The 22,594-nt window shown below is 42.5% G+C and carries 24 protein-coding genes; 17 read left to right on the forward strand and 7 right to left on the reverse strand.

Annotated features, from left to right (window positions below; translation table 11 throughout):
• Positions 1-116 precede the first annotated feature (116 nt).
• The 5 genes from accC to cutA form a co-directional block, all read right to left on the reverse strand.
• Positions 117-1,457, reverse strand: a complete 1,341-nt coding sequence (gene accC, locus N477_RS00935) for an acetyl-CoA carboxylase biotin carboxylase subunit (protein WP_063361268.1) — start codon at positions 1,455-1,457, stop codon at positions 117-119.
• 20 nt (positions 1,458-1,477) lie between these two features.
• Positions 1,478-1,939 carry an acetyl-CoA carboxylase biotin carboxyl carrier protein gene (gene accB, locus N477_RS00940; RefSeq protein WP_063361267.1) on the reverse strand — a complete coding sequence of 154 codons (462 nt, stop codon included), beginning with the start codon at positions 1,937-1,939 and terminating at the stop codon, positions 1,478-1,480.
• Between the two features lie 19 nt (positions 1,940-1,958).
• Positions 1,959-2,420: a type II 3-dehydroquinate dehydratase gene (gene aroQ, locus N477_RS00945; RefSeq protein WP_063361266.1), complete on the reverse strand. Its 462-nt coding sequence runs from the start codon at positions 2,418-2,420 to the stop codon at positions 1,959-1,961.
• A 217-nt stretch (positions 2,421-2,637) separates the two neighbouring features.
• Complete coding sequence (locus N477_RS00950) at positions 2,638-4,473, reverse strand: protein-disulfide reductase DsbD (protein WP_063361265.1); 1,836 nt, start codon at positions 4,471-4,473, stop codon at positions 2,638-2,640.
• A complete protein-coding gene (gene cutA, locus N477_RS00955; protein ID WP_063361264.1) occupies positions 4,473-4,793 on the reverse strand; it encodes a divalent-cation tolerance protein CutA in 321 nt (106 codons plus the stop codon). The genes N477_RS00950 and cutA overlap by 1 nt, the downstream gene beginning before the upstream one ends.
• A gap of 243 nt (positions 4,794-5,036) precedes the next feature.
• Here cutA and N477_RS00960 point away from each other — a divergent pair, with 243 nt between their 5' ends.
• From N477_RS00960 to groL, 3 genes are all read left to right on the forward strand, one after another.
• Positions 5,037-5,570, forward strand: coding sequence for an FxsA family protein (locus N477_RS00960; RefSeq protein WP_063361263.1), 534 nt, complete (start codon positions 5,037-5,039; stop codon positions 5,568-5,570).
• Positions 5,571-5,736: 166 nt separating this feature from the next.
• A complete protein-coding gene (locus tag N477_RS00965; protein ID WP_023400700.1) occupies positions 5,737-6,024 on the forward strand; it encodes a co-chaperone GroES in 288 nt (95 codons plus the stop codon).
• A 61-nt stretch (positions 6,025-6,085) separates the two neighbouring features.
• Positions 6,086-7,735, forward strand: a complete 1,650-nt coding sequence (groL, locus tag N477_RS00970; protein ID WP_063361262.1) for a chaperonin GroEL — start codon at positions 6,086-6,088, stop codon at positions 7,733-7,735.
• A gap of 75 nt (positions 7,736-7,810) precedes the next feature.
• Here the strand turns inward: groL and N477_RS00975 are convergent, their stop codons facing one another.
• On the reverse strand, positions 7,811-9,967 hold the full coding sequence (locus N477_RS00975; RefSeq protein ID WP_063361261.1) for a winged helix-turn-helix domain-containing protein: 2,157 nt from the start codon (positions 9,965-9,967) through the stop codon (positions 7,811-7,813).
• 249 nt (positions 9,968-10,216) lie between these two features.
• On the opposite strand from N477_RS00975, the gene N477_RS00980 reads away from it, so the two are divergent.
• The 9 genes from N477_RS00980 (at position 10,217) to N477_RS01020 (ending at position 18,663) form a co-directional block, all read left to right on the forward strand.
• A complete protein-coding gene (locus N477_RS00980) occupies positions 10,217-11,047 on the forward strand; it encodes an alpha/beta hydrolase (RefSeq protein ID WP_081216405.1) in 831 nt (276 codons plus the stop codon).
• Positions 11,048-11,093: 46 nt separating this feature from the next.
• The gene (locus tag N477_RS00985; protein ID WP_081216404.1) at positions 11,094-12,323 is read left to right on the forward strand and encodes a serine hydrolase domain-containing protein; all 1,230 of its coding nucleotides are present in this window, start codon (positions 11,094-11,096) and stop codon (positions 12,321-12,323) included.
• A gap of 189 nt (positions 12,324-12,512) precedes the next feature.
• A complete protein-coding gene (locus N477_RS00990) occupies positions 12,513-12,731 on the forward strand; it encodes a hypothetical protein (protein ID WP_063361259.1) in 219 nt (72 codons plus the stop codon).
• 693 nt (positions 12,732-13,424) lie between these two features.
• The gene (locus tag N477_RS00995; protein WP_063361258.1) at positions 13,425-13,634 is read left to right on the forward strand and encodes a hypothetical protein; all 210 of its coding nucleotides are present in this window, start codon (positions 13,425-13,427) and stop codon (positions 13,632-13,634) included.
• Positions 13,635-13,940: 306 nt separating this feature from the next.
• Entirely contained in the window at positions 13,941-14,129 is a 189-nt protein-coding gene (locus N477_RS01000; RefSeq protein WP_063361257.1) for a hypothetical protein, read from the forward strand.
• Positions 14,130-14,461: 332 nt separating this feature from the next.
• Positions 14,462-15,604 carry a cytochrome c oxidase subunit II gene (gene coxB, locus N477_RS01005; RefSeq protein WP_063361256.1) on the forward strand — a complete coding sequence of 381 codons (1,143 nt, stop codon included), beginning with the start codon at positions 14,462-14,464 and terminating at the stop codon, positions 15,602-15,604.
• Between the two features lie 2 nt (positions 15,605-15,606).
• Positions 15,607-17,193, forward strand: coding sequence for a cytochrome c oxidase subunit I (gene ctaD / locus N477_RS01010; protein WP_063361255.1), 1,587 nt, complete (start codon positions 15,607-15,609; stop codon positions 17,191-17,193).
• Positions 17,193-17,795, forward strand: a complete 603-nt coding sequence (locus tag N477_RS01015) for a cytochrome c oxidase assembly protein (RefSeq protein ID WP_063361254.1) — start codon at positions 17,193-17,195, stop codon at positions 17,793-17,795. Before ctaD ends, N477_RS01015 begins: the two co-directional genes overlap by 1 nt.
• Complete coding sequence (locus tag N477_RS01020; RefSeq protein ID WP_063361253.1) at positions 17,788-18,663, forward strand: cytochrome c oxidase subunit 3; 876 nt, start codon at positions 17,788-17,790, stop codon at positions 18,661-18,663. Before N477_RS01015 ends, N477_RS01020 begins: the two co-directional genes overlap by 8 nt.
• Here the strand turns inward: N477_RS01020 and N477_RS26655 are convergent.
• Complete coding sequence (locus N477_RS26655) at positions 18,569-18,871, reverse strand: DUF2909 domain-containing protein (RefSeq protein ID WP_081216403.1); 303 nt, start codon at positions 18,869-18,871, stop codon at positions 18,569-18,571. The genes N477_RS01020 and N477_RS26655 overlap by 95 nt on opposite strands.
• Before the next feature lie 18 nt (positions 18,872-18,889).
• On the opposite strand from N477_RS26655, the gene N477_RS01025 reads away from it, so the two are divergent.
• From N477_RS01025 to N477_RS01045, 5 genes are read left to right on the forward strand one after another with little or no spacing between them, the layout of a single operon-like run.
• Positions 18,890-19,606, forward strand: coding sequence for an SURF1 family protein (locus N477_RS01025; protein WP_063361252.1), 717 nt, complete (start codon positions 18,890-18,892; stop codon positions 19,604-19,606).
• Complete coding sequence (locus tag N477_RS01030; protein WP_063361251.1) at positions 19,603-20,076, forward strand: hypothetical protein; 474 nt, start codon at positions 19,603-19,605, stop codon at positions 20,074-20,076. The genes N477_RS01025 and N477_RS01030 overlap by 4 nt, the downstream gene beginning before the upstream one ends.
• Positions 20,077-20,085: 9 nt before the next feature.
• Positions 20,086-21,081, forward strand: a complete 996-nt coding sequence (locus N477_RS01035) for a COX15/CtaA family protein (protein WP_063361250.1) — start codon at positions 20,086-20,088, stop codon at positions 21,079-21,081.
• On the forward strand, positions 21,078-21,983 hold the full coding sequence (gene cyoE / locus N477_RS01040; RefSeq protein ID WP_081216402.1) for a heme o synthase: 906 nt from the start codon (positions 21,078-21,080) through the stop codon (positions 21,981-21,983). The genes N477_RS01035 and cyoE overlap by 4 nt, the downstream gene beginning before the upstream one ends.
• Complete coding sequence (locus N477_RS01045) at positions 21,983-22,594, forward strand: SCO family protein (RefSeq protein ID WP_063361248.1); 612 nt, start codon at positions 21,983-21,985, stop codon at positions 22,592-22,594. Before cyoE ends, N477_RS01045 begins: the two co-directional genes overlap by 1 nt.

The following is a 22,594-nucleotide window of genomic DNA, read 5'->3' on the forward strand; positions in this document are numbered from 1 at the left end:
AGCTAAAGTGGAAAAATATAACTTATCTTGTTCAATTGATTAATAAAAAAGCAAAAAAGTGCTGGATTGAAAAACAAAAAAGCCGGTATAAACCGGCTTTTTTACGAAAACATCGATTATAGACCTAGCTTCTTCTCTAGATAGTGGATGTTTGTACCACCATTTTGGAAGTTTTCGTCCGCTAAGATCTTCTTGTGTAACGGTGTATTTGTTTTGATACCGTCAATCACAAGTTCGTTTAATGCATTGCGAGCACGGGCGATTGCAACGTCACGGTTTTCACCATAAGTGATTAATTTACCGATCATTGAGTCGTAGTGCGGCGGTACTGTGTAGTCAGCGTAAATGTGGCTGTCCCAGCGAATACCTAGACCACCTGCAGGGTGGAAACGCGTGATTTTACCTGGAGACGGAATGAATGACTCTGGATCTTCAGCGTTAATACGACACTCGATAGCGTGACCTTTGATCACAACGTCATCTTGTGTGATTGATAGAGGCTGACCGGCAGCAATTTTTAGCTGCTCTTTGATTAGGTCAACGCCTGTAACCATTTCAGTTACTGGGTGCTCTACCTGAATACGTGTATTCATTTCGATGAAGTAGAATTCGCCATTCTCGTATAGGAATTCGAATGTACCTGCACCGCGATAACCGATTTCGATACATGCACGTGTACAACGGTCACCGATGAACTTACGCATTTCTGCTGTGATACCCGGTGCTGGCGCTTCTTCAACTACTTTTTGGTGACGACGCTGCATTGAACAGTCACGCTCACCTAAGTGAATTGCATTGCCTTGACCGTCAGCAAGTACCTGTACTTCGATGTGACGTGGGTTTTCTAGGAATTTTTCCATGTAAACCATGCCGTTGCCGAAGAACTGCTGTGCTTCAGTTTGCGTCAGTGCGATTGAGTCTAGTAACTCTTCTTCTGAGCGAACAACACGCATACCACGACCACCGCCGCCGCCTGCTGCTTTGATGATAACAGGGTAACCGATGCGCTTAGCGATTTGCACGTTGCGCTCGTTGTCTTCTGTTAGTGGGCCGTCAGAACCAGGTACACACGGTACGCCAGCTTTACGCATTGCTTCGATTGCAGAAACTTTATCACCCATTAGACGAATTGTGTCGCCCTTTGGACCGATAAAGATAAAGCCACTTTGCTCAACTTGGTCAGCAAAGTCTGCATTTTCTGATAAGAAACCGTATCCTGGGTGGATAGCAACAGCGTCTGTTACTTCTGCCGCAGCGATAATGCGAGGAATATCTAGGTAACTCTCAGACGCAGCTGGTTTACCGATACAAATTGTTTCGTCTGCAAGTAGAACGTGTTTAAGGTCACGGTCGGCAGTTGAGTGTACTGCAACCGTTTTAATCCCAAGCTCCTTGCAGGCACGCAATACGCGAAGTGCAATTTCACCTCGGTTCGCAATGACTACTTTATCTAACATAGTGTTTGCCTTCTTGGGAATTATTCGATGATGAATAGTGGCTGATCAAATTCTACTGGCTCGCCGTTTTCAACTAAGATAGCTTTAACAGTACCTGCCTTGTCAGATTCGATCTGGTTCATCATCTTCATCGCTTCAACGATGCAAAGCGTGTCGCCAACGTTTACTTTTGTACCAACTTCAACGTATGCCGCAGCTGTTGGAGAAGACGCTGAGTAGAAAGTACCAACCATTGGAGACTTAACTTGGTGACCTGCTGGTGTTGCTGCTTCTGCTGGCGCGTCAGCTGCTGGCGCCGCCGCAGGGGCTGCTACTGGTGCCGCTGCAGGTGCTGGTACTGCGAATTGCTGAGGCTGAGCTATAACCGGTGCACTGCTGTGACGGTTAATACGTACTGATTCTTCACCTTCGGTGATCTCTAGCTCTGCAATACCTGATTCTTCTACTAGTTCGATTAGTTTTTTAATCTTGCGAATATCCATAACTTGGCCCGCCTGTTAGTTAATTTGAGTTATCTTGTTTGCGCAACTGGTCAATCGCTGCCATTAATGCCGCTTGATAGCCAATTGCACCTAATCCACATATGACGCCTTTCGCTACATCCGAGAAGTAGGAGGTATGTCGAAACGGCTCACGTGCGTGCACATTTGAAATATGCACTTCATAAAATGGGACGCTGATACTGAGCAACGCATCGCGCATGGCGATACTGGTGTGTGTGAAAGCCGCTGGATTGATAATAATACAATCCACTTTGCCATAATGGTCATGGATGGTATTGATAAGCTCTGCTTCACTGTTGCTCTGAAAATGAGTCAGCACCACATTGTGTTGTTCTGCGCACTTTGTCAGTGACTGCATTATCTCAGCTAAGGTCTGTGTGCCATATTTGTCTGGCTCGCGACGGCCCAACATGTTTAAATTTGGACCATTAAGTACTAAAACCTTAAAATTTGCTGACATAATGCGTGAAATTCCTTTAAATGGGAAATAACGAGACTTTTTGTCTCTTGCTGTGTCTAACTTAAGCGCTTGCGCGGTAAATAGCAAATATTTCTCACGTTCGTGAACTATTATAGAGTGTTCGAGGTAAATAGCAGCAAAATACTGGTCTAATCAGAGATAAAGCACAGCCTATTTAAGTCTGTTGCTTAAATAGGCTGTTGGAAGAGGGAAGGATTTACTGGTAATTGCGTACTTTACGTAGGTGATCTGCAAAGTCTTCTGCATTCATAAAGCCAGTTACGCGCAGTTCGGGGATTTCGTTGCCTTGTTCGTCGAAGAACAGCATGCTTGGTAAGCCGAATACGGTGAAGAACTCCATGATTTCAAAGGTGGTGTCATTACTTTCAGTTAAGTCGAGCTTTAATAACTCAAAGTGTTGGAACTCAGCCTGTACTTGCGCCTCTGGGAAGGTGTACTTCTCAAACTCTTTACAGGCCACACACCAATCAGCGTATAAGTCGACGACGGCAATCTTGCCTTGTTGGTTAGCTTTGGCCACTTCGCTGTGCAGTCCCTCCAATCCTTCGATAAGACGGAATTTTTTCTCTTCCATCACACCGGCAGCAACACTAACCTGTGGTTGAGGTGCAGGGAAAAGCACAGACTTTGCCATAAAGAAGGCACTGACAAATAAGGTCATCGACAGCGCCCATAAGAAGGTTTTGCCTTTGCCTTGTGATTGCGCACTTTGCCAATAATGTAGATATAGCGCGGTGGCAATGGCCAATACTGAAGCCAGCATTACAATAATGTCAAAGTCTAAGATGCGCTCGAGTAAAATTAGTGGCACAAACAACATTAAGAAACCGAACAGCGTTTTCACTTGCTCCATCCAGCCGCCTGCTTTGGGGAGCAACTTGCCGCCTGAGGTGCCCAATAATAGTAGTGGCAGACCCATACCTAAGCTCAGCGCATATAAAGTCAAGCCGCCAACAAGGTAGTCACCACTTTGCGCAACATATAATAGTGCAGCAGACAGCGGCGCGGTCGTACAAGGACTGGCGATTAAGCCAGATAGCACACCCATCATAAAGACGCCGGTATAATTGCCGCCTTTTTGCTGGTTACTGATCTCTGTTAATTTGCTCATCATGCCACTTGGCAGCTTTAGCTCAAACCAACCAAACATAGCAAAGGCTAAAATGACAAACAAAATACTGAAGCTAATCAGTACAGCTGGGTGCTGAATATAGCCTTGGATATGGCCACCAAAATAAGCCACAACCAGACCCAGAGCTGCATACGTAACCGCCATACCCTGCACATACACAAATGACAGGGAAAATGCTTTTTTGGTAGATAGGTTTTGCTGACCAGCAATGAGGCTCGATAGGATCGGGAACATTGGGAATACACAAGGCGTGAATGCCAATAAAACACCCACCAAGAAAAATGCGCCTAAGTTGGTAACAAAGCTTTGCTGCGCCAATTTATCGCTGAAAGACAGCTCGCCGTCATCATTGTTGTTAATTGTTTTTGGTTGTGGTGTCGGTTTAGCCGCTGCTTGTTGTGCGTTAGCATCACTTTCAGCTTGCTTGGCGACTGTATTTGTTGCACCAGCCAATGCAGTCAGTGGGATCTCAATGATCTCTGGTGGGTAGCACAGTCCAGCTTCCGCACAGCCTTGATAGCGAATTTTAACCACTGCATCTTGGCCAATATTGCTCAGCTTCGAGACCACAGAAAGTTCGTCAAAGTATACTTCGGTGCGGCCAAAAAACTCATCTTCAATCATTCTGCCTGTGCTTAGCTCAGGTACTTTGATGTCTGCGCCCTTGGCAATAAACTCCAGCTTATGTTTGTAAATATAGTAACCTGGGGCAATATCCCAGCCAGTGAATAACACAGAACCTTGCTGGTCAAAATCAAACTCAAAGGCTTGATCAACGGGTAAAAATGTTTGCTGTTTTGGTTCTAATAAGCTGTCTAAGACCGAGTTATTGGCCACAGCTTGAAAGCTGCCTATAAATAGCAGCGTTATAAAAGAAAATAGGAGCGTCGTCAGTCGCATTAATTTAGTACCTCTTCCATCCAGTTAAAATATTGCTGCGAGCCATCAGTGATTTCAATCACTTGTACTTCAGGTACGTCGTAGCTGTGCTCAGCTTGGATCGCATCAATGACGTTACTAACCAGTGCGGATGTTGTTTTGACTAGTAGTTTAACTTCTTCATCTTGGGTGACTTTTCCCTGCCACACGTAGATTGACTCTATTTTGGGCAAGATGTTCACACAAGCGGCTAATTTATTTAAAACTAAATGCGCCGCAATGTGGCGGGCATTGTCTTGACTATCACAAGTCGTCATGACCATTCTATACGGGGTACTCATCGTGTTTTTGCCGACTAAGTTAGTGGTGCCCTTATAGTAACGAATGACAACCCGGATCCCAAGGTGTGCTCGTTGAGTTGCATTTATATACTCTGAACTTTCAAACTCGGTTTTGTTCTAACAAAGACTTTTGCTGCTAAACCGACGTAGTAAGTCATCACCAGAGTACAAATAGATGCTGACTGTAAGCTTGAAATTAGACCTGACAAGCCATACATCTATTTCAGTTTATTTGGAGAATCTATGTTTAAAGTTCTTTTTTTGTTATTTATTGTCGTACCCATTGTTGAAATTGCGCTGCTTATTCAAGTCAGTGATGTAATTGGTGGGTTTGCGACCATCGCGCTGGTGATTGCCACCGCAATTTTAGGTGCAAAGTTGGTCAAACAGCAGGGCTTAGGCGCGTACTCTAACGTGCAACAACAAATGGCGTCAGGTAAGTTACCTGGGCAAGATTTATTTACTGGGCTGTGTGTGATCATCGCTGGTGTATTTTTGATGACGCCGGGGATCATGACAGATGCCATAGGTTTTATGCTATTAACGCCAGTTATTCGCGAAAAAATAGCCAAAACACTGATTGAACAAGCCAGTGTGAAAATGCAAAGCTCTGCGCAGAGCAGTATGTTTGGGCAAGGTTTTGGCCAGTCTCAAGCGCATCAAGATGCACAGCCTCCTTTCGAAGAGCAGAAGTTTGACCCATTTGAGCGCAAAGCGCCAAAGCCAGAATCGCAATCGTCTACCACCATTGAAGGTGAATATCAGAGAAAAGATTAAAATTTTTTAGTTTTTTCTCTTGGGTTTTAAATATCCACCCCCATCTAGAATTGCAAGTTACAAATTAATCCAGAGAGTCGTGTTAGCGCCGTTAATCGGGCCGCGACTCACTCTGAGTAAACAGTTTATTCTGTCCTTGTTCAGAAAAGTTAGGAGAACTAAATCAATGAACATTCGTCCTTTACATGATCGCGTTATTGTTAAGCGTCTAGAAGAAGAAACTAAATCTGCTGGCGGTATCGTATTGACTGGCTCAGCAGCTGAAAAATCAACTCGTGGTGAAGTTGTTGCTGTAGGTAATGGCCGCGTTTTGGACAGTGGTGAAGTAAGAGCACTAGAAGTAAAAGCAGGTGACACAGTACTTTTCGGCTCATATGTTGAAAAGACTGAAAAGATCGAAGGTCAAGAGTACCTGATCATGCGTGAAGACAATATCCTAGGTATTGTTGGCTAAGCAGTAGCTTGTAAGAAAAACACAGTAGCTTTTAACGAAAAGAATTTAGAGGAATAAAAACATGGCAGCAAAAGAAGTTCGTTTTGCAGGTGACGCTCGCACTAAAATGCTTCAGGGCGTTAACGTATTAGCTGACGCAGTAAAGGTAACACTGGGTCCTAAAGGTCGTAACGTCGTACTTGATAAGTCATTCGGCGCACCAACTATCACTAAAGATGGTGTATCTGTAGCGAAAGAAATTGAACTTGAAGACAAGTTTGAGAACATGGGCGCACAGATGGTTAAAGAAGTTGCGTCAAAAGCAAATGATGCAGCTGGTGACGGTACAACAACTGCAACGGTTCTTGCGCAAGCAATCGTAAACGAAGGCCTTAAGTCTGTTGCAGCGGGTATGAACCCAATGGATCTTAAGCGCGGTATCGACAAAGCTGTTGTTGCAGCAGTTGAAGAGCTAAAAGCACTTTCTGCACCATGTGCTGATACAAAAGCAATTGCACAGGTAGGTACTATCTCTGCAAACTCTGATAAAGAAATTGGTGACATCATTGCTGAAGCAATGGAAAAAGTAGGCCGTGAATCAGGTGTTATCACAGTTGAAGAAGGTCAATCTTTAGAAAATGAACTAGACGTTGTAGAAGGTATGCAGTTTGACCGCGGTTACCTATCTCCGTATTTCATCAACAACGCTGAAAAAGGCCAAGTTGAGCTAGACAACCCACACATTCTACTTGTAGACAAAAAAGTATCTAACATCCGTGAACTACTCCCTACACTAGAAGGTGTTGCTAAGACAAGCAAGCCACTACTTATCATTGCTGAAGACCTTGAAGGTGAAGCTCTGGCAACACTAGTTGTGAACAACATGCGTGGCATCGTAAAAGTAGCTGCAGTTAAAGCGCCTGGTTTCGGTGACCGTCGTAAGGCAATGTTACAAGACATCGCTATCCTAACTGGCGGTACTGTGATTTCGGAAGAAATCGGTCTAGAGCTTGAGAAAGCAACACTAGAAGATTTAGGTACAGCTAAGCGCGTTGTTATCACTAAAGACGACACAACGATTATCGATGGTGTTGGTGAGCAAGCAGCTATCGACGGCCGCGTTTCACAAATCAAAGCGCAAATCGAAGAAGCAACGTCTGACTACGACAAAGAAAAACTACAAGAGCGCATGGCAAAACTTGCTGGCGGTGTTGCAGTAATCAAAGTTGGCGCAGCAACTGAAGTTGAAATGAAAGAGAAGAAAGACCGCGTTGAAGATGCACTACACGCAACTCGCGCAGCGGTTGAAGAAGGTGTGGTACCAGGTGGTGGTGTTGCACTAGTTCGTGTTGCTAGCAAGATCGCTGGCCTTGAAGGCGACAACGAAGATCAGAACCACGGTGTTAACGTTGCACTACGTGCGATGGAAGCGCCACTTCGTCAAATCGTTTCAAACGCAGGTGACGAAGCGTCAGTTGTTGTTAACGCTGTAAAAGCAGGCGAAGGTAACTACGGTTACAACGCGGCAAACGGCCAGTACGACGACATGATCGAAATGGGTATCCTTGACCCAACTAAAGTAACGCGTTCTGCACTACAGTTCGCAGCGTCAGTAGCGGGTCTGATGATCACAACTGAAGCCATGGTTGCTGAAATTCCAAAGGATGAAGCAGCTGCTGCACCAGACATGGGCGGTATGGGCGGCATGGGCGGTATGGGCGGTATGATGTAATCATCCCCTAGCTCATAAGCTAATACGAAAAACCCAAGCAATTGCTTGGGTTTTTGCTTTTTTAAAGCGACTAAATTATTGTTCCAGCGCCAATTCTGCGAGCTCTTTTTTAGCATTTATACGCAATGATACTAACGCCGTTGAACCTCGCACATCGGTAAGGTAGTCGAGGGTTTTTGGCAAGTGTGAGAGCACTTCGAGTTTCTGGCTAGTCAGGTGATAGCGCCAAAATTGAAACTGTTCATTGATCCCATACAAGGTGTTATTTTCAACCACAAAGCGTTTATCACTGCCTTGGGCGATGAGGGAGTCGATTAAAGTATCTTCTATGGTGCCTGTTTGCCAAAACCTGTCGAGCTGATCGGTATAAATAACCTGTTTATTGTCACTGTACTGTGCCCAATTAACTGGTGCCTCTTGGAGAATCGTATAGGTTAATGCTCGTAAATCGAGTTTTGCAAATTGGATCAGCCCTGCCACACGGACATTGGCCAGTGCTGTTTGTTGTTCGCTATCCCAATCAAAAAGTTGTTCAATGGGCACGGGGAAAGCAAAGTGTTGAGTGCTGCGATCTAATGCAAGTTGGTACAACGTCTTCGCTGAATTAGCCATAAGGCTTTGGCCATCTTGGGACCAAACCAATCCCTCAATATAGCTGTCCATCGCAAAGTTTGAGAGCTGTTGACTGCTTTGTTCATCACTTATCCAAACCTGATCAATGCCAGAGCGCTGTGAGCGAAAAGCCAGCTTGTCACCATTTGGTTGAAATACTGCACTCCCTTCTGATGAAATCGAGCGCTCAATTATATCGAATTTTGCTTGAGGAAAAGTATTGTCTGTCTGTGCCGTAACCGTGGTTGGTTGGGCGAAGGAGAAAGAGGCGATATCTCGATCATAAAAGCCTTTGATCACTAGTATGCGGTCGCCGTCAGGGTGAAAATTTGGTGACCCCATTGGTTCGTCCAAAGGTAAGCTGACGTTTTCAATCTGCCCATCATAGGAGAGCGTGAATAACTGCCGTCCAGTGCTGAATACCAGTTTTTCATCAAGCGGTGAGAAGCTGGGATAAATAAAGCGATATTGTGCGATTTCTGGCGGGTATTGAATGGCTGTTTTTGAACGCACTTGTCCTTGGGGTGAAACAAGTACGAGATGGTATTCGTTATTGGTATTAACTGTGGTCAGAGCGATCAGGTTTTCATTTTTGGAATACGCATAGGAAATAACGTTATCATCCTCTGAGCCATATATTATCTGACTTTCTTTGCTATCTATTGCATAACGGATCAACTCCCACCTTGTATTATGTTGCTGCAATAACGCCAGACTACCGCCTTTCATCCAGTTAGGTGCACGCAGCCGAGAGTTTTTACACTCCATGAGGGTTGTAGGTTGTTGGGGGGATATCAGGGATTTGGCAAAGTCTAAACTCATTAGCTGGTAACATAGCTTTTGTGTAATGGGCTGTCGACAATCTTGCTCTTGTACAAAGTATAGGGTTTTGCCATCTTCAGAGAAGGTATGTGTACCGTTTGACTTGAGCTGTTGTGTGAGCTGAAATTCGGCTTGAGTTTGCGTGTTTTTGGCCCAAATATTGTTGATACAAAGGCGGTCTTCATAGCGATGAAACACCACATAGTCGCCATCAGGTGAATAGATCCCCGCATTTTCTCTATTATCAGTTGCGGTGAGTGCCGTGAGTTTGGTGATATTTAGAGTTTGTGGCTGTGGTTTGTATAGTAGTGCTAGAGCACCTATAGCAAGCAAACCTCCAACTGCAGCATATGTGAACTTGAATGTAGAGGCGCTGTTTTTATCATTCTGTGGAGTGTTTTGTTGCGGTGGTAAAGCGTGTTCTAGCTGTGCATCGCTTGATAATACCGTGTTAGAGAGGGACGCTGCTTTGGTTTTGTTGTTATCCCACTGAACGTTTGCCTCTAAGCTGTAGCCTTGCTTAGCATGAGTTTTGATGAATCCTTGTGCTTTACCATCATCACCAAATGCTTTTCTAAGCTGTGCAATGCTGCGTTGCAGGGTATTGGGAGATACGATCACGTCCGGCCAGACTGCGTCAAGTAAAGTGTCTTGGCTTAATACCTCACCTTGATGCCTTGCCAATACAGTAAGGACAGCCAGCGCCTTAGGTGCCAGCGTTTGGGTGTGATCTTGATAGGTGATCTGATTTCGAGATACATCAATATAAAAGTCGTCAACCCAATACTGTTGCTGCATGATTTATCCTACTCAGGTTTATCAAAGGGAAAATGCTTGAATACACAGTTAATCAAATAAACATACCGATTTGTCTTTTGAAGTTCAAACATAACACCATGAAAAAAATACTAATTAATTTTCCATTAGGATATCTATAAGACGTCAGCGAGACGTCAGCAATACCCCATGTAAATCATTTTCTGCTCGCTATGCTGAGGCTTAAATTCTGAATATGAACCAGCGCAGTTTGCGCAATTGAGGAAGAGAATGATGAAAAACTATTTAATATTACTGCTTGCGTTTATCCCTTTTTTTAGCATACAGGCCACTGAATTTGAGCCATACACCATGCCAAATACACAGGTGGTGCCCATTAAAAATCATCATCAACATGGGCAATATGAGTTATTGATTAAGCTGCCTGATGAGTATGATAAAGATCCCAAACGCCGTTTTCCGGTAATTTATTATACTGACGCAGTGTGGCATATAGATTTCTTAACATCTGCTACGCGGTTTTTGATGGAAGACGCGATCTTAGTGGGTATTTCGTGGCAAAAAGACATAGATAAAGCAACTAAGGCCGAAGCTGTTGAATATGCTAGCCGTTTCCGTGATTACACTGCGGTTTCTTCTAAAGATAAAGTGCGTCAAAGCAAATATCAATTTGGTCAGGCAAAGCTGCACCTTGCCTTTATTCGCGATGAGGTGATCCCCACGGTTGAGAAACTATATCGCACATTACCACAACAGCGCACCTACTTTGGTTATTCACTGGGTGGCCAATTTGGGGTGTACGCTTTAGCGGCACAACCGGACACTTTTAATCACTATATATTAGGGAGCCCGGCTTTAGGTGGTAGCGTGGACTATTTAAGCGAATTGCTGAGTAAACAGAAACAGCTTAAAGCAAATGTATTTATCTCATATGGCGATCAAGAAGCCCGTCTTAAAACACATGTTGATGCTCTGCTTTCTAAATTAAATGCACACAAGCAAAGTCATTTATCTCTAACACATGAAGTGATGGAAGGAGATCACGCACAAGCGGTGGCCATGACGGTAGCGAGAGGTATTTCATGGTTATCAAATCTATAAAAAGTTGTTTGTGTATTGAAATAAATTGAGTGTGAGGGAGAGTCCGATGACATTACTTGTTAATAAACTGACTAATAAATGGTTGATCATATTGAGTGGTATTTTTGTTTTGGCTGTGACAATTGTGTCGGCTTCGGCTAGTACGTCAGAAACACTGAGGGCCGAGGCAAAAGATCAGGTGCTGCCACGTTCAGAGTTATCTCAACCTGAGGTACCTTATATTAGTTATGCACCAGAGAAGTTAAATGATGGTATTCAAGTTGCTAAATTTGATAGCACCAATGCTAATAAAGCCAAGCTCAATGAATTTGTGAAGGACATAAACACGCAAAAGTTTGGCAAATACGATAGTTTGCTGGTCGTTCAGGGAGATAAACTGATTTTTGAGTCTTATTACTTACAGGGACGAGTTGATAAACTTCATCGCCAAGCGTCTGTTACTAAAGCAATACTGAGCTTAGCTCTGGGCCGGGCTATTGCCCTTGGTCATTTAACAATGGCGGATTTGGACAAACCCATTGTAACGTTTTTCAATGACTTGAATTCGGAACAGTTCTCACCAGGGGCTAAGCGCATTACTTTGCATCAAGCTTTAACGATGCAATCAGGGTTACGCATTAAACGCGAATTATATGCGGCGTTAAGCACAAAGATCGGGGGGGAAAGCACTCATACTCAGTTGCAAGCGTTGTTGTCATCGTCATTACCAATTGAACCCTCAAAGCAAATTTTTAATTATCAAAGCGAAGATCCTGCACTTGTAATGCTTGTGCTCAATAAGGTGGTGCCCGGTGGTGCGAAAGCATTTATCGAACAGGCACTTTTTAGCAAATTAGGGGTTGTCAATTACCAATGGCATGAAGGAGACGGCGGTTTGCCTATCGGTGCATATGGTTCAGCGTTGACATCAAGGGATATGGTTAAGCTCGGTTTGTTAGTTAAATCTGGCGGACAGTGGCTGGGGGAGCAATTGATCCCCAAAAAGTATTTGGCTAAAGCAACCAACAAAATAGTGGCATTTAATGAAAGCGATATCTTCTTTACTGGGGATAAAGTTAAGCTGCCAAGTTATGGCTATTACTGGTGGCAAGCCGAAATGCTGATTGGTGATAAGCGTTATCTTACTCGCTCTGCACAGGGTGGAGGAGGTCAATATATTGTTTTGATAGATGATTTAGATTTAATGATAGTGACAACTGGGCATGAAGAGGAAGAGCAAACTATGAAAATGATTGCGATGCACCTTTTAGCTGTATTTCAATCAGAAAATATTTAGAAGAAATGCATTGTTTTTATTAATTTTATTAAGAGTCATTTTTTAAATGGTTTTTTGTCTAATTTGTTATTTTGAAAGGTTATTTTTTATTTAGGAAAGTTTGTGTTTTTTATAAGGTCTATTTAGTTGTGGTTTGTTTTTTAAATGGGTAATTTTAAATTGGACATTATAAAAAATAGGAATAAGAAAATGAATATTAAACTAAAGACAACAAAGCTTAAGTCATTAACTAAAAACCATAACTCAATCAGTAAAGGTATGACCCCGCATATAGCTGGCGGTAGCAGTCGTCCAGGTGGCGGTGGTACTTATGAGCCAACGCAGCCTACGAATTGTGAAATTGATTTATGCCACACTGCTCCAGAGCCGGGTATGGCATGTAATATTACAGGTACTTCACCTTATTAATAAACCTATTAGTGAGCAACTTGTTTGCTCACTGGCTATATCATTTATAGCTCGGTACTATCTGGGCTATAATTTTTGTCCTTCTATTACTGTTTTATATTTAATTTTCTTGTTAAGTATTTATTTAAAAACTCTCATTATTAATCCATTCTTCTACTTTTTTATCATTTTTATATTTAAAGATATTTTTTAGGTTGGATTTTTATTTGGTGGTTCCTAGTAATTGTAAAGTGTTTTTGTGATTTAATGCTTCTTTTTAATATTGATTCCTTTTCAATTTTTAAATTTATTTTTCTATTTTTCTATTTTTCTATTTTTTTATTCATAAGTGTATGTGCTTAATGTTAATTTTTTTCCCCATTTTATTCGTTGTTTTTGAGCTGTTGATTTTTGGTCTTTTTCTGGGTACGTTAATTTAGTTCTATAAAAAGGAACGGGCATATATAAGTCAGGAATAACAAAATTGAAGTCGTTAAATAAAAATAGTCATTCAATAGAGTAAAAAGTGACGCCAATGATTGCTGGCGGTTGAAGCTATGTTAGTTACAGGTGTTTGCCTGATACAGCTGCAATATGGCACCTAACCAATATTAATTTTGTGACATGACAAGCGCAGGCTTTACTACACTTGCGAAATTTACGATGACAGTGAAGCGACTATATAAATTTTTACTGAGAAGAAGGAATAACACTATGAATATGAAGATAAAAAAAACCAAATTAAAATCACTTACCAAAAACAGTAACTCAATTGCGGATAATATGACGCCAAATATTGCTGGCGGTAGTAGCTATGTAACTTATAGATGTTTGCCTGATACAGCTGCATGCAATAACGATTCAACGGACTGTCACACTTTTCCTGAAAATGGACAATTTTGTGTGATTACAGGAACTGCTTAAACTACAGACACGATACACGATTACGCTTGTAGATATAAAACACAAGATATTGAAATTTTGACTTCAATTTTGTTGGCAGTAGCGTTGTATTTGCTGCTGCCACTTATAGCGTTTTCGCATTAGATTTTTTACTTGAGTTATTCTTCGTTTTTTAATATGGCGTTTTTATTTCTTAGAACTGGCTCAATCAATTATTTTTAGTTACATTTAATTTTAATAAGAATAATGTTTTTAATTATTGTACTGTTTTAAACGGTGTTTTTTTTGGTTAATTTTATGATTTAAAAGGGAATAAAAATTAATGTTATGCTAAAAAAACCAAAACTAAAATCGTTGATTGAAAATAGTCAATCAATTGCACAAGATGTAACGCCAAAAGTCGCTGGCGGTGGTTTTTACGATTACGATACGTTTGGCTGTAATACTGCTAGACATACAGTAGACAGGTGCGTTGTCACAGGCACAGATCATCAAACAGGCAGCCAAACTTGCTAATTTAATTGTTTAGCAGTTTGACCGAGCAACATATGGTCTATGTTGCTCTGCAAGCAAGGTCATAGCTTCTTATTTACCCCACTGTTTATACTAGTTACATCCAATCTTTATATGCTTTATCTCTCACTTTGTTCAATGTCTTTAAGCTGTTTTCAGTCATAAAGTAAACACTCAAACCTGTTGTGACAATTCCGCAGACAAAACTTGCAAGCTGATTGTTTTTTTACTAATCGTTAAAGAAGTCATGCAGTTTAGGCAACAAATGCCTTTTGACAGTCATCCAATAATAAAAACCCTTTGAGTTTAAAAATATAAGGGCTCGGAGACGTCACATGAATCTTGCTAAAGCACAGCTGTTCAATTTTTTAATTCTCATTTTGGTGAGTTTTACCACCGTTGCCAGTGATTACAACATGCGTCAGGGGGTAACGGATGTAAGTAACGAGGTTTATCAGCTACACATGACAATTTTTCTCATCTGTTGTGTGATAGGCGTTATTGTATTTTCAGTGATGTTTTGGGCGCTAATTCATCACCGTAAGTCGAAAGGCGCGAAGCCTGCTCAATTTCATGAGAGTACTAAAGTCGAGATTATCTGGACTGCTATCCCTTTTGTGATTTTGGTTGTGATGGCAATCCCCGCCACAAAAACTTTGATAGCCATGGAAGACACCAGCAAATCTGATTTAACAATTAAGGTTACAGGGTCTCAGTGGAAGTGGCATTACGAGTATATGGGCCATGATGTGGACTTTTTCTCAGTGTTATCTACGCCTAAAGATCAGATTGCTAACTTGCAAGAAAAAGATGAGCACTACTTACTCGAAGTTGATAAACCTTTGGTTATCCCAACCGATCGAAAAGTACGTTTTTTGCTGACATCAGATGATGTGATCCACTCTTGGTGGGTCCCTGAATTTGCAGTGAAAAAAGACGCTAATCCGGGCTTTATTAATGAAGCTTGGACTCGAGTAAATGAAGCAGGGTTATACCGAGGTCAATGTGCTGAGCTTTGCGGTAAAGACCATGGCTTTATGCCTGTTGTGGTCGACGCGCGTTCACCCGATGATTTCGATTTGTGGCTTGCAGACGCAAAGCAGGCTAAAGCCAAGGCTGAACAGGTTGAAGCCGCATCCGTTGGCGCTACGTTGTCTAAAGATGAGCTGATGGCAACGGGAGAGAAAGTGTACATGGCATATTGTGCTGCTTGTCATCAGCCAACAGGGCTTGGTTTACCTGGTGTCTTTCCTGCCATGAAGGGCAGCCCTGTTGTCAATGGCGAGCTCAAATCGCACATTGATATATTGGTCAATGGCCGCCCTGGCACAGCAATGCAAGCATTTGGAAAGCAATTAACCTTGACGGAAATAGCTGGCGTGATCACATACAAGCGAAATAGTTGGGGGAATGATTCCCAAGAGGTAGTTCAGCCTGGGCAAATACAGGCCTTCATTGATGAGACTAAGGAGAAATAGTAATGTCGACTACCGCGCAAGATCAAACTGTATCTCATGAACATCATGGGGCACCCTCGGGTTTAAAGCGATGGCTTTTTACTACTAACCACAAAGATATTGGGTCTTTATATTTACTGTTTTCTCTGCTGATGTTTCTAACCGGTGGCGCGATGGCAATGGTGATCCGCGCTGAGCTATTTCAGCCGGGTATGCAACTTGTCGACCCACATTTTTTCAATCAAATGACAACCGTCCATGGATTAGTCATGGTGTTTGGTGCTGTCATGCCCGCCTTTACCGGTCTTGCTAACTGGATGATCCCGATGATGATTGGGGCACCGGATATGGCACTGCCTAGAATGAATAACTGGAGTTTTTGGATCTTACCTTTTGCATTTGCGATCTTGCTGGCATCTCTGTTCATGGAAGGAGGCGGTCCTGCGTTTGGTTGGACATTTTATGCGCCTTTGTCGACCACATATAGCAATGACAATACGGCGCTATTTGTTTTTGCCGTTCATATTATGGGGGTCAGCTCTATTATGGGCGCAATCAACGTGATTGTAACCATAGTGAATATGAGAGCGCCTGGCATGACATGGATGAAGCTTCCGTTATTTGTCTGGACTTGGTTAATTACTGCTTTTTTACTTATCGCGGTGATGCCCGTTTTAGCAGGGGCCGTGACCATGGTGTTGACCGATAAATATTTTGGCACCAGCTTTTTTGATGCAGCGGGCGGTGGCGATCCCGTTATGTTTCAACATATTTTTTGGTTCTTTGGACATCCTGAAGTGTACATCATGATACTGCCTGCGTTTGGCATTATTTCGACCATAGTGCCGACATTTTCACGCAAGAAGCTGTTCGGTTACGCCTCTATGGTCTACGCCACCTCATCGATTGCTTTATTGTCGTTTGTCGTTTGGGCGCATCATATGTTCACCACAGGCATGCCATTGGCGGGCGAATTGTTTTTTATGTATGCAACTATGCTCATTTCTGTTCCAACAGGGGTCAAAGTATTTAATTGGGTTGCAACGATGTGGCGAGGCTCAATAAGTTTTGAAATCCCCATGATGTTTGCCATTGCTTTTATTGTCCTGTTCACATTAGGTGGGTTCTCTGGATTGATGTTGGCGATAACGCCTGCAGACTTCCAGTATCATGATACCTATTTTGTGGTAGCACATTTCCATTATGTATTAGTTACAGGGGCTGTGTTCTCCATCATGGCAGCCGCTTATTATTGGTTGCCGAAATGGACTGGAAATATGTTCAACGAAACGCTAGCACAATGGCATTTTTGGCTGTCGCTGGTCAGTGTGAACGTATTGTTCTTTCCAATGCATTTTGTTGGCTTAGCGGGGATGCCAAGGCGTATTCCTGATTATGCACTGCAGTTTGCTGACTTCAATGCCATTATTAGTGTGGGCGGATTTGCATTTGGATTATCCCAATTACTCTTCGTTGCGGTCGTGTTTAAGTGTGTCGCCGGCGGCAAGCCCGCTGAAGATAAAGTATGGGATGGTGCAGAAGGGCTGGAATGGCAAGTGGCATCACCTGCACCATACCACACCTTCTCAACACCACCAAAGGTGGACTAATGCATAAGGCACTGATACAAAAATTGGTTCTGACGGTGCTGGGCATGTTTGCCTTTGCATTTGCGTTAGTACCGTTATACGACGTGTTTTGTGACATAACAGGGTTAAATGGGAAAGTTGACCTCGTTGTGGCGGAGCAAAGTACAAGTGTCGATGACTCACGGCAAGTAGAGGTAAGCTTTACTACGCATGCTAAAAGTAGCGCCCCTTTTCAGGTGAAAGCCCAACAGTATTCTGTAAGCGTTCAGCCAGGCAAGCTATCAGAAGTCCGTTTTGTTGCGCACAACTTAAGTGATACCGCCAGAGTTATGCAAGCCATTCCTTCAGTATCTCCGGGGCAAGCTGCTAAATATTTACATAAGTTAGCTTGTTTTTGCTTTGATCAACAGCCATTAGACGCAAATCAGTCAATGGAATTTGTTTTGCGGTTTTACGTTGACACTGAACTACCCAAAGATGTGCAGGAATTAACCCTGTCTTACACTTTATACGACATTACTGAGAGTGAAACTGCATACAGTGGCGAGCAGACACAAAGCCAATTTGTTTCACAGTATTACTTAATACAAACAAACCCAGTAAGAGGACCTCAAAATGGATAAGAGTTACCAACCCTATTACGTACCTGAGCAAAGTCCTTGGCCAATCGTGGGGGCTGTTGCGATGTTTTTCATTGCTGTCGGAGCTGGGTTAACTGTGATGCAACTGGGCAAAGATGCCAGTTCTGGTGCTTGGACATTGTTTGCGGGTATTGTCATTTTAATTGGCATGGTCGTTGGTTGGTTCCGTCACGTTATTGATGAATCTATGAGTGGTCTTTATTCCGCACAAATGGACAGATCTTTTCGCCAAGGCATGGGGTGGTTTATATTTTCCGAAGTGATGTTCTTTGCAGCATTTTTTGGTGCCCTGTTTTACGTTCGGATGTTTGCCGTACCCTGGCTAGGTGGTAGCAGCAATAATGCGATGACCAATGAAGTGTTATGGCCTCAATTTGAAGCTTTGTGGCCGCTTTTAACAACGCCTGATGGCACTGCTACGCAAGCGATGCCCTGGCAAGGGCTGCCTTTAATAAACACCATTATTCTGCTGACCTCTTCTGTCACCTTACACTTTGCCCACACAGCCATTGAACAAAATGAACGATTGAAGTTAAAAGTGTTTTTGGGCGCGACTATTTTATTGGGGTTCGTTTTCTTAGGCTTGCAAGTTGAAGAGTACATACATGCATACACTGAGCTGGGATTGAAACTCGATTCAGGTATTTATGGCAATACGTTTTTTATGCTCACTGGTTTTCACGGTATGCATGTAACGCTTGGTGCGTTGATGTTATTGGTGGTGTGGTTGCGGATTCTAAAGGGACATTTGGACTCTAATCAACATTTTGCGTTTCAGGCTGCTGCTTGGTATTGGCATTTTGTTGATGTTGTTTGGCTATGTTTGTTTGTGTTTGTGTATGTGATTTAGCACTCGGCTGGGGATTGAAGTTAAACAGTCCCATTTGACTAGAAAGCGTAATACAAAGCATAACTAAAAGTGAAAATATCACTCGCTTTCCCAGTATTTGAGACATGTTTTTCGATTTTTCGGCTCCTTGGAGCATCACGAATAGGGCATAAAAAAGGTGGTAAAGAATAACTAAAAGAAGTGCTGTGATAATCCATTTAATAAGCATAAGGGAGTCTGCCTTTACGTGTTTAATAAAAAGACTAGTACAGTTGTGGTCATTTTTGCAGTCACTATCGTGATGTCTGTTTGCTTCAGATTATCTTATTGGCAATGGCAGCGGGCAGGCGACAAACAAGTACAGCTCTCAATGTTGTCTGAGCGCTTTAATAATAAGGCGCTTGGAAAGTTCGACATTACTGATAATTGGCAGGGAGCAAAGATAGATATAAAAGGAAAGTTGGTGCCAGACCAGTGGTGGTTATTGGACAATCAAGTTCTGCACGGTCAAGTGGGTTATGATTTGATTGCTTTGTTCGAGGTTGACAATACCGACACACTGTTTGTTATTAATCTTGGTTTTGTGCCAGCCGGAGACAGTCGAAGCCAGTTACCTGCAATAGCGTTACCGCTCCATGAAATTGAAGTCAATGTGCAGTTCAAAATAGGCGCTTGGTCAGGGTTTACTTTAGCAAATTCCCCTGATCAAAGTGCGTATCATCATAACGTTTTGCAGTATTTGGAGCAGCTGTATTTTGAGCGGGAATCAAAGTTGCCTATTTCATCGCAGTTATTGATAGCCACGCAAGGTGTTATTCAAGGTGTAACACCGCACTATAAAGCTGTGGTAATGAGTCCTGATAAACATCGCGCCTACGCATTGCAATGGTTATTGATTGGTTTATCTGCAGGTGTGATTGCTTACTTTGCCATCAAAAAAAAGTCTAAGGATTTAAGCGTATGAATAAAACACTAGGGTTGTTTATCGGCTGCTTTATTTTGCCTGTGATCATGGCAATAACCGTACTTAAATTAGATTTTAAGCCAAGTTCAACGACGAACAATGGCAGCTTTTTAAAGCAAGAAATTTGGCTACCTGTGATACCCGAAGGCAAGGTATGGAGTATCGTTTTAAATGCGCCTAAAGGGTGCTTGACTGCGTGCGATGTGCAAAAGAGCAATGTGGAAAACTTAGATGTTGCACTGGGCAAGCACCGTAACAAAGTGGCTATCGTGCTGGTTGGAGAAGGTGAGCAGCCAGTAGATCAAACCATACAAGAAAAACTCGTGCCCGCCGCGTTTTATTTGGTGGATAAACATGGCCTAGTGATTTTGGAATACCCCTATGAATCTGATCCTGAAGCAAATAGATTGGTTCTCAAAGGGTTATTGAAGGACATGAAAAAACTCTTAAATTATGCTCGTTCTCAGTAAGGAGGCGCTATGTCTACTGTACTTCAACGAACTATCACGTTTGCGTGTATGCTGGCCATTTGTGTGGTGGTACTCGGTGCTTATACGCGGTTGAGCAATGCAGGGCTAGGTTGTCCAGATTGGCCTGGTTGTTACGGTTTTTTGACTGTACCCAATGAAGTACATGAAATTACTGCTGCGCAGCTAAAGTTTCCAAGTAGTCAGATTGAACCGCGCAAAGCTTGGATTGAAATGATCCACCGGTACTTTGCTGGGTGTTTAGCTTTAGTTGTCTTATTGTTGTTTGCAGTCATCATACGCTCTAGGGCGCAACATGCCCCAAAGGTTTTGGCAAGCGCTTTAGTACTGATGATTGGTGTGCAGGCCTTACTGGGCATGTGGACAGTCACTATGAATTTACAGCCATTTGTTGTGATGGGGCATTTGCTGGGGGGCTTCACTGTATTGTCTTTATTAACCTTGTTGTATTTACGAGCGGCACCACCCTCTGTTGAATATGAAGCTCAGGCTTTTACTTGTTTAAAGGTGGGGGTTGTGTGTACTGGTATTTTGGTATTACAAATTGCGTTAGGTGGTTGGTTGGCTGCGAATTATGCCGCACCCCATTGCACAGGGTTACCGCTTTGCTCGAATAGTGAGCTGTTTTCGTGGTCCAGTTTACTAGAGTTGCCAAAGCCGTCAAGCACCTATGAGTATGGTGTATTACCATTTGAAACGCGTTTATCGATCCATTTGATGCACCGTATATGGGCCAGTGTGACGTTGTTAGCCTTGGTTGCTATGGCGGTCTTTGTTCATTTTAAAATATCTCAGCCGATCATTCGCAAAGCGGTTAATCAAGTTGCCATACTGGTGCTTTTTCAGGTAGCTGTTGGGGGGATAATTGTGTATTTCAAATTCCCAATTTTATTGACGCTATTTCATAATTTAATGGCTGCTCTATTGTTGTTGGCACTTGTCAGAGCCTGTTTTTTACTCTCTCGAGCGAGGCAGATATGGGTATGAATGTAGAGTTAGCAAAATATACACATGCATTCGAAGGGGTATCAAAATATATTCAACCCTACCTGAATATATGTAAGCCTAAAGTTGTTTTAATGCTGGTGCTTACGGCGTGGGTTGGCATTATATTAGCCCCTGAATCTGGCCGCAGTATATGGCTACAGCTAGCTGCTTTATTGGGGATCGGCTTAGTGTCGGCCTCAGCTGCAGCCATCAATCATATTTTAGACCGAGCAAGAGACAAACATATGGTACGAACTCGGCATCGACCCATGGTGCTGGAGCAGCTGAGTGTGCAGCAAGCTTATATATTTGCTTTTGTTATTGGGATATTAGGCTGTGTGCTGCTATTGGTATACAGCAATTTGTTATGTACTTTTTTAACTGTATTGGCGCTGTTTGGTTACGCAGTTGTGTATACGGTTTTCTTAAAACGCTCCACCCCCCAAAATATAGTGATTGGCGGCTTAGCGGGGGCAATGCCGCCACTGCTTGGCTGGGTAAGTGAGACAAATGCAATGAGCGCAGAACCTTGGCTATTGGTGATGATCATTTTTACTTGGACACCGCCCCATTTTTGGGCGCTGGCTATTGCCAGAAAGCAAGATTACGAACGGGCTAATGTGCCTATGCTGCCAGTAACACACGGTGTTTTATTCACAAAGCTATGTATGCTTGTTTATACCGTTTTATTAACGTTGGTGTGTATATTGCCGTATTTAATAAATATGTCGGGGGTATTTTATCTTACTATTTCGTGCTTTTTAAATGCCCGTTTTTTGCAAAAAGTGACACTTTTGTATTTTGAATCAAAATCGGAGTCGGCGCTGCAAGTTTTTCGTTTTTCAATAAGTTATTTATTGCTACTCTTATGTGCATTGTTTATTGATAAGTTATTGTTCTGATGCGTTTACTTTTATTGGCCTTATTATCATCTGCAATATTGTCATGCTCGCAACCCAAACAGGTTTCCGAATTGACGGTGGTATATCCGAGTCCCAAATTACTAAAGCCTTTTGAGTTGAAAGATCAAAATAATCAGGTTGTGACAAATGAGCACCTAATAGGACAGTGGAATTTACTATTTTTGGGTTACACCAGTTGTCCGGATATCTGCCCTATGACGTTGGCAAAACTGACGCATATTAATAAGATAATCAGTGAGTTTGAAAATACTCAGGTGTGGTTTGTGTCCGTCGACCCACATCGAGATACACCGACGCAACGCAAAGACTACATTGAATATTTTGATGATAGTTTCTTAGCTGTCACACATGACCATCAGCACTTATTCCCTTTTGTCAGAGATATAGGTTTAATTTATGCTATTAATGAGACACAAGATGCGGAATATTATGTGGACCACAGTGCATCCATTGCTTTGATAAACCCCAGTGGTGAGTTGACCGCAATCTTTAAACCCGAATTCAAAAAAGGTCATGTGCCGACAGTAAATATTGAGTATATCATTGCTGACTTTGAAATTATTTCCAATGCCAGTAAAGCACGTCTATAG

It is taken from the genome of Pseudoalteromonas luteoviolacea H33-S, assembly GCF_001625695.1.
GTDB classification, from domain to species: Bacteria; Pseudomonadota; Gammaproteobacteria; order Enterobacterales; family Alteromonadaceae; genus Pseudoalteromonas; species Pseudoalteromonas luteoviolacea_B.

What these genes read in the sequence shown, in the direction of transcription:
- N477_RS01020 (WP_063361253.1), top strand. Translation starts at nt 17,788, where the DNA reads ATGGATAAGAGTTACCAACCCTATTACGTACCTGAGCAAAGTCCTTGG.
- N477_RS00950 (WP_063361265.1), bottom strand. Translation starts at nt 4,473, where the DNA reads ATGCGACTGACGACGCTCCTATTTTCTTTTATAACGCTGCTATTTATA.
- N477_RS00995 (WP_063361258.1), top strand. Translation starts at nt 13,425, where the DNA reads ATGAATATGAAGATAAAAAAAACCAAATTAAAATCACTTACCAAAAAC.
- N477_RS01035 (WP_063361250.1), top strand. Translation starts at nt 20,086, where the DNA reads ATGTCTACTGTACTTCAACGAACTATCACGTTTGCGTGTATGCTGGCC.
- N477_RS00990 (WP_063361259.1), top strand. Translation starts at nt 12,513, where the DNA reads ATGAATATTAAACTAAAGACAACAAAGCTTAAGTCATTAACTAAAAAC.
- N477_RS00980 (WP_081216405.1), top strand. Translation starts at nt 10,217, where the DNA reads ATGATGAAAAACTATTTAATATTACTGCTTGCGTTTATCCCTTTTTTT.
- N477_RS00985 (WP_081216404.1), top strand. Translation starts at nt 11,094, where the DNA reads ATGACATTACTTGTTAATAAACTGACTAATAAATGGTTGATCATATTG.
- accC (WP_063361268.1), bottom strand. Translation starts at nt 1,457, where the DNA reads ATGTTAGATAAAGTAGTCATTGCGAACCGAGGTGAAATTGCACTTCGC.
- N477_RS00975 (WP_063361261.1), bottom strand. Translation starts at nt 9,967, where the DNA reads ATGCAGCAACAGTATTGGGTTGACGACTTTTATATTGATGTATCTCGA.
- coxB (WP_063361256.1), top strand. Translation starts at nt 14,462, where the DNA reads ATGAATCTTGCTAAAGCACAGCTGTTCAATTTTTTAATTCTCATTTTG.
- cutA (WP_063361264.1), bottom strand. Translation starts at nt 4,793, where the DNA reads ATGAGTACCCCGTATAGAATGGTCATGACGACTTGTGATAGTCAAGAC.
- groL (WP_063361262.1), top strand. Translation starts at nt 6,086, where the DNA reads ATGGCAGCAAAAGAAGTTCGTTTTGCAGGTGACGCTCGCACTAAAATG.
- N477_RS26655 (WP_081216403.1), bottom strand. Translation starts at nt 18,871, where the DNA reads ATGCTTATTAAATGGATTATCACAGCACTTCTTTTAGTTATTCTTTAC.
- aroQ (WP_063361266.1), bottom strand. Translation starts at nt 2,420, where the DNA reads ATGTCAGCAAATTTTAAGGTTTTAGTACTTAATGGTCCAAATTTAAAC.
- N477_RS00965 (WP_023400700.1), top strand. Translation starts at nt 5,737, where the DNA reads ATGAACATTCGTCCTTTACATGATCGCGTTATTGTTAAGCGTCTAGAA.
- N477_RS00960 (WP_063361263.1), top strand. Translation starts at nt 5,037, where the DNA reads ATGTTTAAAGTTCTTTTTTTGTTATTTATTGTCGTACCCATTGTTGAA.
- cyoE (WP_081216402.1), top strand. Translation starts at nt 21,078, where the DNA reads ATGAATGTAGAGTTAGCAAAATATACACATGCATTCGAAGGGGTATCA.
- N477_RS01045 (WP_063361248.1), top strand. Translation starts at nt 21,983, where the DNA reads ATGCGTTTACTTTTATTGGCCTTATTATCATCTGCAATATTGTCATGC.
- ctaD (WP_063361255.1), top strand. Translation starts at nt 15,607, where the DNA reads ATGTCGACTACCGCGCAAGATCAAACTGTATCTCATGAACATCATGGG.
- N477_RS01030 (WP_063361251.1), top strand. Translation starts at nt 19,603, where the DNA reads ATGAATAAAACACTAGGGTTGTTTATCGGCTGCTTTATTTTGCCTGTG.
- accB (WP_063361267.1), bottom strand. Translation starts at nt 1,939, where the DNA reads ATGGATATTCGCAAGATTAAAAAACTAATCGAACTAGTAGAAGAATCA.
- N477_RS01015 (WP_063361254.1), top strand. Translation starts at nt 17,193, where the DNA reads ATGCATAAGGCACTGATACAAAAATTGGTTCTGACGGTGCTGGGCATG.
- N477_RS01000 (WP_063361257.1), top strand. Translation starts at nt 13,941, where the DNA reads ATGCTAAAAAAACCAAAACTAAAATCGTTGATTGAAAATAGTCAATCA.